General features: G+C 39.3%; 14 protein-coding genes. 12 read left to right on the top strand and 2 right to left on the bottom strand.

The annotated features are described in order from the left end of the window. Positions 1-141 precede the first annotated feature (141 nt). On the bottom strand, positions 142-1,236 hold the full coding sequence (locus tag ACTNBR_RS10885; RefSeq protein WP_441018248.1) for a tyrosine-type recombinase/integrase: 1,095 nt from the start codon (positions 1,234-1,236) through the stop codon (positions 142-144). Between the two features lie 44 nt (positions 1,237-1,280). Continuing rightward, on the bottom strand, positions 1,281-1,871 hold the full coding sequence (locus tag ACTNBR_RS10890; protein ID WP_441018246.1) for a helix-turn-helix domain-containing protein: 591 nt from the start codon (positions 1,869-1,871) through the stop codon (positions 1,281-1,283). Between the two features lie 157 nt (positions 1,872-2,028). Between ACTNBR_RS10890 and ACTNBR_RS10895 the strand changes: the two genes are divergently transcribed. From ACTNBR_RS10895 to ACTNBR_RS10950, 12 genes are all read left to right on the top strand, one after another. Further along, the gene (locus ACTNBR_RS10895; protein WP_291237026.1) at positions 2,029-2,220 is read left to right on the top strand and encodes a helix-turn-helix transcriptional regulator; all 192 of its coding nucleotides are present in this window, start codon (positions 2,029-2,031) and stop codon (positions 2,218-2,220) included. A gap of 37 nt (positions 2,221-2,257) precedes the next feature. Beyond that, positions 2,258-2,509: a hypothetical protein gene (locus ACTNBR_RS10900; RefSeq protein ID WP_291237025.1), complete on the top strand. Its 252-nt coding sequence runs from the start codon at positions 2,258-2,260 to the stop codon at positions 2,507-2,509. Positions 2,510-2,607: 98 nt separating this feature from the next. Further along, entirely contained in the window at positions 2,608-3,279 is a 672-nt protein-coding gene (locus tag ACTNBR_RS10905; RefSeq protein ID WP_441018244.1) for a CHC2 zinc finger domain-containing protein, read from the top strand. After that, the gene (locus tag ACTNBR_RS10910; protein ID WP_441018242.1) at positions 3,200-4,582 is read left to right on the top strand and encodes a DNA primase family protein; all 1,383 of its coding nucleotides are present in this window, start codon (positions 3,200-3,202) and stop codon (positions 4,580-4,582) included. The genes ACTNBR_RS10905 and ACTNBR_RS10910 overlap by 80 nt, the downstream gene beginning before the upstream one ends. Before the next feature lie 374 nt (positions 4,583-4,956). Further along, a complete protein-coding gene (locus ACTNBR_RS10915; RefSeq protein ID WP_441018240.1) occupies positions 4,957-5,337 on the top strand; it encodes a plasmid mobilization protein in 381 nt (126 codons plus the stop codon). After that, complete coding sequence (locus ACTNBR_RS10920; RefSeq protein WP_441018238.1) at positions 5,286-6,401, top strand: relaxase/mobilization nuclease domain-containing protein; 1,116 nt, start codon at positions 5,286-5,288, stop codon at positions 6,399-6,401. Before ACTNBR_RS10915 ends, ACTNBR_RS10920 begins: the two co-directional genes overlap by 52 nt. A 19-nt stretch (positions 6,402-6,420) precedes the next feature. Further along, positions 6,421-6,657 carry a hypothetical protein gene (locus ACTNBR_RS10925; RefSeq protein ID WP_240578013.1) on the top strand — a complete coding sequence of 79 codons (237 nt, stop codon included), beginning with the start codon at positions 6,421-6,423 and terminating at the stop codon, positions 6,655-6,657. A gap of 225 nt (positions 6,658-6,882) precedes the next feature. Continuing rightward, on the top strand, positions 6,883-7,551 hold the full coding sequence (locus ACTNBR_RS10930; protein ID WP_441018234.1) for a response regulator transcription factor: 669 nt from the start codon (positions 6,883-6,885) through the stop codon (positions 7,549-7,551). After that, the gene (locus ACTNBR_RS10935) at positions 7,539-8,468 is read left to right on the top strand and encodes a sensor histidine kinase (RefSeq protein ID WP_178705928.1); all 930 of its coding nucleotides are present in this window, start codon (positions 7,539-7,541) and stop codon (positions 8,466-8,468) included. Before ACTNBR_RS10930 ends, ACTNBR_RS10935 begins: the two co-directional genes overlap by 13 nt. A 106-nt stretch (positions 8,469-8,574) precedes the next feature. Further along, positions 8,575-9,276 carry an ABC transporter ATP-binding protein gene (locus ACTNBR_RS10940; RefSeq protein WP_427761538.1) on the top strand — a complete coding sequence of 234 codons (702 nt, stop codon included), beginning with the start codon at positions 8,575-8,577 and terminating at the stop codon, positions 9,274-9,276. Then, entirely contained in the window at positions 9,269-11,767 is a 2,499-nt protein-coding gene (locus ACTNBR_RS10945; RefSeq protein WP_441018232.1) for an ABC transporter permease, read from the top strand. The genes ACTNBR_RS10940 and ACTNBR_RS10945 overlap by 8 nt, the downstream gene beginning before the upstream one ends. A 126-nt stretch (positions 11,768-11,893) precedes the next feature. Then, positions 11,894-12,426: helix-turn-helix domain-containing protein (locus tag ACTNBR_RS10950; protein ID WP_441018230.1), on the top strand; the 533-nt coding region annotated here is incomplete at its 3' end.

Consider the following 12,426-nt stretch of genomic DNA (forward strand, 5'->3'; position numbering starts at 1 on the left):
AAATGCATACAAAACCTCAGAAACCTTGTGTTTCTGGGGTTTTTCTTTACCCTCAAATCTTTATGGGATGTCCAGAAACGTGGTGGAAATTTGTGGATATGTAGCAAGTATGCAGCACATATGCATCAAAAATCACAGCAACTATGTGGTCAGATTCTCCTTTCCATTCTCTTTTTCTCCCACAATTTTGTTTATGGCATCGATCAGAACCCGGACATCAAGATGAGTGTAGACACGTTCTGTAAGTGTCATAGCTCCGGAATGTCCAACAATCTTCTTGATGGTAGTTTCATCAATGCTGTGTTCTTTCATCATGGAAATTGTAGTGTGGCGTGTACAGTGTGGCGACCACTTAATTCCAATCTGTTCCATGATTGTGGTGTAATAACTGTCTTTGTAGTTTCGATAAAGGAAGTGTTTCCCGTCAGGTGTGCTTAAGAGATATTCGCATTCCGGATGACGGTCATACCATTCTTGATAGAAAGGTAAAAGTTTATCTGGAATCGGAACTTTTCGAAGTCCATTTTCAGTTTTGCTGGCGATGACATCGAAATACTGTTCTTCCAGATGGACGTTTTCTTTCTTGAGATCCAGAAATTCGCTGATTCGGCAACCATTGTAGAGAAGCATCAGAACAATTTGATAATATGGATCATCTTTCATTGTCCATACTCGTTCGACTTCTTCTTTACTGAATTTGTTCCGGTCATGTTTGTTTGGATTACGATCCTTATACTTTACAACATCGACATATGTCGAGTAGTCTTTGTTACAGATATCGTATTTCAAAGCATATGCATACAACTGATTGAACAATACCTTAATCTTTTTCAATGTTGGATAATTCTTGCCGCAATCATCTATTACAAACTGAAGATCTGCCAGCTTAATATCCTTAAATACCTTGTTGTAGAGATAGCTGCAAGCTCTGTAGGATGCATTGTATCCTTTTACATTGCTTTCTGATACGGTAGGAAACTTTGTTTTCGACCATTCTTCAAATACTTCTTCAAAGGTCATCTTGGCAGCCTTTGCATCGAATGGATTATTATTATAATCAGCTAGCATTTTCAAGCCTTCTGCCTTTGTAGGAGCATAGCCTATAATGATATATTTCTGTTTTTTTGTCCCTTTTTTCGGATCGAGTTCATATCCGTCTGTTTTTCTTACAACCCAGGGATTTCTTCTTTTCCCTGACATTTTGGTAACACTTCCATAACCATTCGGTAATTTCATAAAATTTAGCCTCCTTCTTGTCGCACATAGCAACTCTTAAGAGCCTAAATTCCAAACTGTTCATCTAGAAAAGCATTTCTTTTTTTTATACGTTCATCCTCTGTAAGTTCCTCAACTTCTTTTTCGGAAAGAGTAGTATTGGCATAATAGGCGAGCGTTTTATCTTTCCAATTTTGGTACGTCTGTGCTGTTTGAGCGTAGGAAGCATATTCTTCTCGTTTTTCATTAAATTCTTCCAGAAACAGGCACATATCGGCATTTTCAGAAGCAGTGTTATCTTTGCCATTGAATGTAATAGAACATTCCCAACCATCGTGATTTGGTGGACGTTTTACATCAATGGAAAAACCTAATTCATTCAACTGATCTAAATGGAAGAGAAACTGCATCACATCTGCCATATTTGTGATGGTTTTGGTTTCAGCCTGATATCCAATGAGATAAGTTGAGGTGGTGTCCAGTACTTTGGCAATATCGTTGATCACACCGATTGATACTTCAATCTCTCCACTTTCATATTTTTGGATTGTACGAAGAGATTTACCAAGCTCTGTTGCAAGCTGCGTCTGATTCATACCTTTTTGCTTTCGGGCAGTTCGGATTCTAAGCCCTATTTCATTATTATTGTCTTTCATTTTTTTGAGTTCACCTCTCTTCGATTACATAGTAACACAAGAAAATACGAATTACAAGTACATATTACAAAAGAAATGTGTTGACATGCGCATTAATTATGCGTATAATCAAAATGCGAACTAATAGTGCGTATTAAATGGAACGGGGGTGATATATATGAAAATAAACGCACTTAAACTACAGATTCTAATGGGTGAACAGGATCTGTCGATAAAATCGCTTGCTGAAAAGAGTGAAGTATCAAGGCAGACAATTTCCTGTATTAAAGCAGGAAAAAGCTGTTCTCCACCGGTAGCCTGTAAGCTTGCTAAGGCACTGGGAGTTCGAGTTGAAGAACTATTGATGTAACGTATGTTATGACAGATATTTGAGGAGGTGATGAAAAATGGAGAAAAAGCTGTATGTGGAATTACCACCTTTTACTGGACGGAATGTTCCGATTAAAGAAATTGCAAGTGCAATAGGGAAAGATCCTCATTATATTCGTTTGGCGATCCAGGCCGGAGTTTTAAAATTCGGAGTTGCAATGAAGATGGAGAATTCAAATGAATATAGCTATTATTGTCCAGATCGAAAGGTCTGGGAAGAAACCGGGTATTTCCGAAATGTCGCAAAAGAAAAAGCCCTTGCACAGTAGGCAAGGACTGATCCAAAGAGCTTCTGATATGCTCTATCTCGCAAATTCAGTATATCAGAGGCATCCGTTGGATTCAATGGAAAGTTTGAGGTATACGTATGAATATTTTTACAGAAGTGAAAAGCCGTGTGAGTGCGGCAGAAGTGGCAAAAACCTACGGTTTGAAAATCAATAGAAATATGATGGCTTGTTGTCCATTTCATGATGATAAGCATCCAAGTATGAAAATTGATCAGACTTATTATTGCTTTGGGTGTGGTGAAAAAGGAGATGCCATCAATTATGTTGCCAAGACATTTGGATTAAGCCAGATCGAAGCTGCAAAGAAAATAATACAGGATTTTCATTTGCCTATTGAATTTGAAAAAAGAGAAAAACGAAAAAGGAAAACACCTGAATCAATCAAGAAGAGGAAAGACTTGGAAAATGATCAGGTGGAAGAAATCAAAAAAAGATTTCACAAATGGTGCACAAACAAATGTCATACTTTTTTATACTTATTAAATTTGATTCAAACAGTGAAAGAATCTCAGGCAGATAAAGATCCGGAAATGGTAATGAATGATGATGCATTTGCAGTAATGCTTCATGCAGAACCAAAGCTGAATCATTGGATGGATATCTTGTGTTTTGGAACAGAAGAAGAGCAGAAAGAGTTCTTTTTACAGGGACGAAAGGGGGTGATGGCGCTTGAAGAGCAATTATTCAGAGCAGGAAAAGCAATCCTGGACAGAGATTGGAACTGCATTGAACAGCGAAAATGTGGATGATCCGATTACACTAAGAGATTACTCCTGGATTACAGAGGATGGAAAGATTGACGAGGTGTCATTTTGTAAATCTTTTGTAGCCAGCAATCCTATCAAATGTGTAAATGGAATTTTCTATGGAATGGATGGAGTGGTGGAAATTGAAAATCTGAGAGCAGATATTTATCAATTAATTTGTGAAGTACTGACCAATGGAGTTGCAAAGAAAGTGGATAATCTGATTGAAGCATTAAAACTTGAAACGCATACGAAAGAACTTCCGCTGGAATTGGATCGTATTCATGTTGTAAATGGAGTCTATTATCTGAATGGGAATTTTGAGGGTGAAAAACAGTTCTGTAGAAACCGGTTAAATGTCAATTATAATCCGGAGGCTCCGAAACCCGAAATGTGGTTGAAGTATTTAAAGGATCTGGTTGAGGAAGAGGATATCCCGACCATTCAGGAATATCTGGGTTATATGTTGATTCCATCCAACAAAGGACAAAAGCTGATGATGATTTTAGGACGTGGTGGAGAAGGCAAATCCCGCATGGGGCTAATCATCAAAAAGATTTTTTCAGAGGCACTCAACTTTAGCAGTATTGAAAAAGTGGAGCATAACAAATTTGCCAGAGCTGACTTGGAAAATAAACTGGTAATGATTGACGATGATATGAAAATGGAAGCATTGAAAGATACGAATTATATCAAAACCATTGTTACATTGGAAGACGAGATGGATCTGGAGCGTAAGCAGAAGCAAAGTGTACAGGGAAAACTATTTGTTCGATTCCTTCTTTTTGGAAATGGAAGTCTAAGTGCTCTTCATGATAAGTCTTATGGATTTTACAGAAGGCAGTTGATTATTACAACGAAAAAACCACCAGAAGATCGAGTAGATGATCCCTATCTGGTAGAAAAAATCGTAACAGAAAAAGAAGGAATCTTTCTCTGGATGTTGGAGGGATTGCAACGGCTATTGGAAAACAATTATAAGTTCACAATCAGTGACAGGGCAAAAGGCAACCTTCTTGAGGCAATGCAAAGTTCCAATAACGTAATTCCGTTTTTGGAGTCCGAAGGATATATTCGTTTTGAAAAAGGAACCACAGCAACCAGTAAGGCAATTTATAATGTGTATTGCAAATGGTGTGAGGAAAATGCTGAAAAGCCGATGTCTTCCAAAACAGTGTTAGGTTATCTGAAACAAAATTCAGAGGAGCTTGGGATTGAGCCTTCCACCAATATTCCAATTGATGGTGGAAAAAAGGCTCGTGGTTTCAAGGGTATTTTTACAAAGATACGTGCAGATGGCACATAAAATACACATTATCATAAATGTGCAAAATCACGTGTATATGCGTATATTGCAGTTATATAAAGGCTTTTACATTAGCCATATGTGTATGAATACACGTATACGCATGATTTGCCGTATTCATCATTTTTAGAATGACGATACGGATTATATGCCATCTGTGTACCTTTTCTTATCCCGGCAGCCTAACGCCTAAGCTCCTAAGTAGGCTGCTCGGTATAAGGCAAGTTTCGCAAAGTGGTATACCACATTCGCACCGGAACCAGCCGAAGGGCTGTTCCTAAACTTGTCAGGGGGCGTTGCCCACCTTGAATCCCCCAACAGGCGCTGCCCGCCCTGTACCCAGGATGAAATTATGTTCTATACGGAGGTTGAAAATGAGAAATAGATCACACAATGTCATGGTACGAATGGATGATGAGGAATACAACCAGTTCTGTACCAATGTGAAAGAATCAGGCCAGACAAAACAGGCCTATGTTACGAATGCAGTGCTTCATGTACCGGTGATGCCAAAAGAAGAATTAGAGGAAGTACAAAAGATCAGTCAGCTTATGGCTGATGAAAACAGACAGCTTCGTGGAATGGCAGTAAATCTGAATCAGATGACAAAGCGGTTACACACATTTGGAGAGATTCCTCAGATAAAAGAACTGCACGAACTTGAACAAATGTTACAGAAGATGAGAGAGGAGAGTGAACGTCCATGGCAATTAATAAGATTATTACTAAGCCGCCAAAAAGCCACAGCGGATTAAAAAACTGTTTAGCATATGTGCTACGATTCGATAAGACAGAACAAACGCTGACAGCAATCACAGGTTCATATCATCATAAGGAATTAAATGCCAATTTTGCTTATCAATCATTTTTGCAGGAAAAGAGAATCTGGCATAAGGATAAAGGACGGATGTGTTCACATAGTATCATTTCTTGGCACAAGGATGAAAAGATTACACAAGAAGAAGCCTTTGCCTTTGGTCAGGAATTTGCAGAAAAATGGTTTGCTGGATTTCAAACGGTCATTGCCGTTCATCAGGATCGGGATCACATTCACTGTCATCTGGTAACAAATTCCGTCAGCTATGAAGATGGGAGAAAATATCACACTTCAAAAAAAGACTTAGAGCGGATGAAGCTTATGACAAATGAAATGTGCAAGGAGCGGAATCTGACGGTAGCGGAAAAGGGTAAACATTTTGATGGTACACCGATGGAAACCGGAGAGGTAACTACCTGGAATCAGGACAAGTACCAGATGTTTAAAAATGATGCAAAGAAAAGTTACTTATGGGATTGTGCGATGGCAGTGGTGAATGCCATGAAGCAATGTATAAGCAGAGATCAATTTATAGAGAGGATGAAGCTATCCGGATGGAATGTTCATTGGAAAGATTCCAGAAAGCATATTACTTTTGAAAACAAAGATGGTAAAAAAGTGAGAGATTCTAATCTGTTCAAAACATTCCATCTGGATGTAAGAAAGGAGGGGCTGGAACGTGAATTTATTCGACAGCGAGAAAACACCGAATTGTCAGAGCAAGAACTTGAGCAGTACTACAGAGAACTCGAAGATATTGATGCAGGAAATGTCACAAAAGCTCAGAGAGAGCTTGTGTTTGAATCAGGAGCTATCAGAAGTGAATCACAATCTGCAAGAAGAACTTCGGAAAGTTCTAACAGATCTGTCCGATATAACGAGGCTCAATCAACAACTGAGCATCGAGAACGACAACTTGCGGAACAGAGGAGGCTGGACGCTGAGAGAGCAACAAGAGAAGCTCGAAAGAGAAATCGCAGACGTTCGGGTCCAGAACTCTAGGCTGAACAGACTGGTAAATATGTCGAACGTAACTGCATACGAAAAGATGAGAAGAGAAAGAGATGATGCTTTGAATCAGGTGGCAGAAGAAAGACAGAAAACTTTCATGGCAAAAAAGAATTTCAGAGAGGAAATTAATAAGGTAAACAAAAAAACAAACGATAAAGTTCTAGATATGAAAAATAGAATGCAATTCTGGCAAATAGTTTCTATTGGAACTTTGATTGTGGGATTTTTAATTGGATGGATACTGTAAAATATTGCATTGTAAAAAATGTTAGCGTCAACCCGGTCATTTTTGACCGGGTTCATTATATGAAAAGACTTGTAAAATATTTTCTTTTTTGTGCACTGAATAATCACAAAATTGAGATTCTTTCTTTTTTTTCCATACCCAGGAAAAGTCTGTGGTACAATATTGAAAGGTATCATTGCTATGCAGAGATTTCTTTGTGAGAATCTGTATTGGAGGAATTAGGATATGCAGAATATATTAGTTGTAGAAGATGATTATAATTTGAATCAGGCGATCTGTTATTCTTTGAAAAAGTCAGGATATGGAGTTTATGGTGTGACTTTTATGGAGAAAGGAAAGCAGATTTTTATTGAGAATCAGATAGATATGGTCCTTCTGGATGTGAATCTTCCAGATGGCGAGGGCTTCTTTTTTTGCCAGTGGGTAAAAAAGCAAAGAGAAGTTCCGGTCATTTACCTGACAGCCAGGGATATGGAGGAGGATGCTCTGGCAGGATATGAATCCGGGGCAGAAGATTACGTTACAAAACCATTTTCAATGAAGATTTTACTTAGAAAAATAGAAGTCATTTTAAAAAGAACTGCTTCGGTCAATCGTCTGATTTTTGCAGATGAGTATTTATATATAGATTTGGATCATGCACGAGTAACGGTAAAAGGTCAGGAATGCCCCGTCACACCGACAGAGTGCCGTCTGCTTCGTCAATTTCTTATGAACCGGGGACAGCTTCTGACTTATGATCTGTTATTGGAGCGGCTGTGGGACAGTGGAGGACAGTTTGTGGACAAGCACGCACTGGCAGTAAATGTGAATCGTCTGAGAGGAAAGGTTGAAGATAAGAATCACAGGTATATTTCAAATGTATATGGGATGGGATATCAATGGATTGGCTGATATATATCATGATGATAATTTTATTTGCAGCAGTACTGGTATTGTTATGGAAAAACTACCGGATAAAAAAAGAAGCAAAGTTGTTTGCTGAAAAGGTGGAAGATGCTCTGGATGCTATCGTAACAGGAAAAGAATGGAATATGGAAGAAGAATTGGAGGATAGCCTCTGGGGAAGAACAGGAACACAATTAGTGAAAGCCGGGCACGTATTTCGGAAAAAAGAAGAAGACGGTTTTCGTGAGAAAGAAAGAGTAAAGGGATTGATTTCTGATATATCCCATCAGACAAGGACGCCCATTGCCAATATTAAACTATACCTGGAACTTCTTGAGGACGAGGAGTTTTCGCAAAGCGGTCAGGAGTTTTTGGGAAAAATCAAAGGGCAGATGGAAAAAATTGATTTTTTAATGCAGAGCATGGTAAAAATGTCAAGGCTTGAAACGGGAATTCTGCAAATACATAAGGAAGACAAAAATCTATACGAAACAATCCGCCACGCAGTTGCCGGTGTGGTTCCGGGGGCGGCGTTGAAGGGTATTGATCTATATGTGAACTGCGAAGAAAATATGATAATCCGTCATGACAGCAAATGGACGGAGGAAGCAATTTATAATATTCTGGATAATGCACTCAAGTATACCGAACCAGGTGGAAAGATCCATATTCAGACAGAAAGACAGGAATTATTTTTTAAGATCAGCATTTCCGATACTGGAAAAGGGATTGCCCCGGAGAGGCAGGCAGAGATCTTTACAAGATTTTACCGTGAGCCGGAGGTTCATGATAAACCAGGGGTTGGGATCGGATTATATCTTGCAAGAACAATCATGGAACTTCAGAAGGGCTACATAGAAGTACAGTCTGAAGTGGGAAAAGGAGCGTGTTTTCGCCTGTATTTACCGGTGATTAAATCGTAACATAACCGATCGGGGATTGTCACAATCTTGTGATAATTAAAAATTGAGACAGGTTTGTGATTTTTAGGAGATATTCTATAGAATATCAAAAGAAGGAGGCAAACCAATGAAAGAATACATTGTAGAGACAAGAAGCTTAAAAAAATACTATCAAATGGGTGAAAATACGGTAAAGGCATTGGATGGCGTAGATTTTCGTGTGAAAGATCAGGAATTCGTTGCTATTATCGGAAAAAGCGGATCCGGAAAAAGTACACTTTTGCATATGCTGGGTGGACTGGATGTGCCAACAGAAGGGGAAGTGTTGGTAGAGGGTAAGTGTCTTTTGGGGCTGAAAAAAGAACAGCTTGCCATATTCCGCAGAAGAAAGATCGGGTTTATTTTTCAAAATTATAATCTTGTCCCGGATCTTAATGTATATGAGAATGTTATTCTTCCGGTGGAACTGGATGGGAGAAAGGTTGATGTGGAGTATGTGGATAGGATACTGGAACTTTTAGGGTTGTCAGAGAAGAGGGAAGCTCTTCCTGGAACATTATCTGGTGGACAGCAGCAGAGGGCTGCGATTGCCAGGGCGCTTGCGGCGAAGCCCGCCATTATTCTGGCTGATGAACCGACGGGAAATCTGGATTCGGTTACCAGCCATGATGTACTCGGACTTTTGAAAATGGCAGCAAGACAGTTCAGCCAGACCTTGATCTTGATCACTCATGACAGAGACATTGCACAGCTTGCAGATCGTATCGTACATATTGAGGACGGAAAGATTGTAGGAGATACCAGGAAGGGAAGTGATTCCTATGCTTAAGAATCCTAATCAGAAAGTAATCAAAAGGATGGCACGGAATGCTTTAAAAGTAAACAGGAGAAAGACCATTACTTTGTTCCTTGCGGTTCTTCTTTCTTCCTTTTTGGTATTCACAATATTCACAGTTGGAGATTCTTATTTTAGACTTCAGAAAATTCAGAACATCCGTATGTCAGGAGCTGAATTTGATGCAATCATGTATGGAGTGACGGATGAACAGAGGCAAATGTGTGAGAACAACCCGGATATTGTTCTGACAGGTACGGTAGGAGTCTGTGGATGGGTAGAAAAAACAGATCAGGATTCCACACCTAATGTGGGGCTGATCTGGGCAGATGATGGATATTGGACACAGATGATGGAGCCGGTCAGAGAAAAGTTGGAAGGAAGATATCCGACAGCTTTGGATGAGATAATGGTAACAAAATCCGCTTTAAAAGAATGTGGTTACGAAGATCTTGATGTAGGCGATACCCTTGCTATGTCTTATGGAACACATGAGGGAATCTTTACAGGGACTTTTCGAATCTGTGGGATCTGGGACGGATATGGACCCAAGAAGCAGTTTTATGTCTCGAAAGCATTCTATGATCAATCGGGATGGAAGCTTTCTCAGGCAGCTTCCGGTCGTTACTTTATGGATTTTAAGCAGAAAATAATGACAAAAACAAAGCAGAATGCTTTTATCGAAAGTATGGACCTTGGAAAGCAGCAGAATCTTTTCTTCATGGAAGATCTTGGCGCATCGGTTCAGATATTGGCAGGCCTTATTGGCTTGATTGCAGTTACCTGTTTGTGTGCGTATCTGCTTATTTATAATATTATGTATCTTTCCGTAGCTGGAAAAGTTCGTTATTATGGTCTGCTTCAGACGGTCGGAATGACTGAAAAGCAGATAAAAAGGATGATGAAGGAACAGATGATTCTGATAGGATCTGCAGGGACAGTACTTGGATGCCTGTCAGGTGGGCTGGTATCCTTTTTCCTGATTCCTGTTGTAGTAAAATCACTTGGAATCAAAAGTGGTTATGTTGGAACAGATATGATTCGTTTTCATCCGGCAGTTCTGCTGACAACCATCTTACTGGTTGGAGTTACCATCTTTCTTGCCGGCCGGAAACCGGCAAAAATGGCAGCAGATATCTCCCCAATAGAAGCGCTTGGTTATCGTCCGACCCACAAAACCGTAAAAGAAAGAAAAGCAGGAAAGGGGAAAGTAATAGCAAGACTTTCCCTGGAGCAGTTTACAAAGGATAAGAAAAGAACTGCGGTGGTACTGTTGTCTTTGGCAGCCAGTCTGTCTGTGTACCTTTGTATTGTGACCATGCTGGACAGTCAGGCAGCAAGAACCATAGTGTCAAATTATATGGATACGGATATTGTAATTAATAATGATACGGCATGCAAAGAAAAATCAGAAGACAGAAGAGACATTCTGGATGAATCTTTCGTGAAGTCAATCAAAGAAAATACTGGAGTCTCTGAAGCACATTCTATGATATTTGCCGAGATTACAGTTCCATGGGAACCGGATTTTGCTGAGATGTGGATGAAAGAATTTTATGCAAAGTGGATGAGCATTCCATATAGTAAGGAAAAGGACGAGTATCAGAATCATCCTGAGAATTTTGGATCCTCTCTGATTGGAATTGATGAACAGGAATTTGATTATTTAAATAACAGTCTTGCGCATCCGATAAAGAAAGAGGACTTCCTTTCGGGAAAAGCATGTATTGTTTATCGAAATGGTTTGGATTTCGCAGATGCTGACATAATAGGAAAAAATGTGACATGTGCTTTGTATGAAGATCAACAAACGACAAAAACTTTTACCATAGAAGGAGTTACGGACGAGAATTATTATACGGCACTCCTTGGATACCCACCGACGATTATAGCCAGTGATCAGGTGGTGAAAACATTTGCCAATAATCCGATTACACTAAAGACCAGCATAAAATATCACAAAGAATATGATAGAGATACAGAGCAAGAAATCCTGGCGTTATTAGAAGAAAATGACAATGCAAAAGACTTTTCCTGGGAATCCAAAATCGAAGATGCAGATGAGATTGAAAAAGCACAGGGCAATATGCCGCAAGTGGGAATCGGGATTGTGTTGATTCTGGCTTTTATCGGAATCATGAACTATATGAACACCTTTGTAGTAAATGTGCAGAGCCGGATGACGGAGCTTTCGGTTATGGAGAGTATCGGGATGACCCCGAAGCAGCTTCTTGGAATGCTGGTCAGGGAAGGAGTTCTCTATGCAGGCGGCGCATGGCTTGTTACGCTAACAGTAGGAATGGGAGTAACGTATCTTCTTTATGAATCAATGAATTATCGGGGGATTGCGTTTTCAGTACCATTACTTCCACTTTTATTTGCATTGGGAATCAGTTTGCTGGTTTGTACTATGGTTCCAGTGCTTACCTGGATCGTTTTGGAAAAGAATGGAACTGTTGTTGAGAGGATTAAGGGAGTTGAGTGATTTTGGAGCAACGCACCATAATGGTGACACCATAATTTAAGGTGGTGCTTGATGTTGTTTTGGTTTTAGGTGATACTATAATCACATCTGCAGATGATAAAATCAAATGAAAGGAGCAGATTTGATATGGTCGAATTTGGCGAACAACTAAGAAGAGCAAGAGAAGGTAAGGGAATGACTCAACAATCTCTTGCAGAGCAATTATACGTAACAAGGCAGTCTGTTTCCAGATGGGAATGTGGTGACAGATATCCTGATTTGCTTACAACAAAGAAAATATCTCAGATTCTGGATGTAAGTCTTGACGATCTACTGGCTGGAAAAGAAATGGTAAAATTGGTAGAAAGAAATCCTGTAATAGAAAAAAAGAGTGCAAATTATATAATGATTGCTCTCTATGCGTTTATTGTATTCTCATTCTTAATTACAATAATTGATATGATAATTAGGTTTCCGCTGCAATCACAGGCAGTTGATTACAGTGATATTCAGCTTATTGTGATTAATATATTGGGAATAATCATTCAGATTGTATTTTTTACTTATGGATTGTACCAAGTCGCTAGCGCGACGGCTAGCCCTAAGTACGTGAAACCACTACTTTTTTCAAAAAAAAATAGCAGTTTTTGTGTATATGTTGTATTGTTAAGTTACCACAC

It is taken from the genome of Bariatricus sp. HCP28S3_F11, from assembly GCF_052065395.1.
In the GTDB taxonomy this organism is placed as follows: Bacteria; Bacillota; Clostridia; order Lachnospirales; family Lachnospiraceae; genus Allocoprococcus.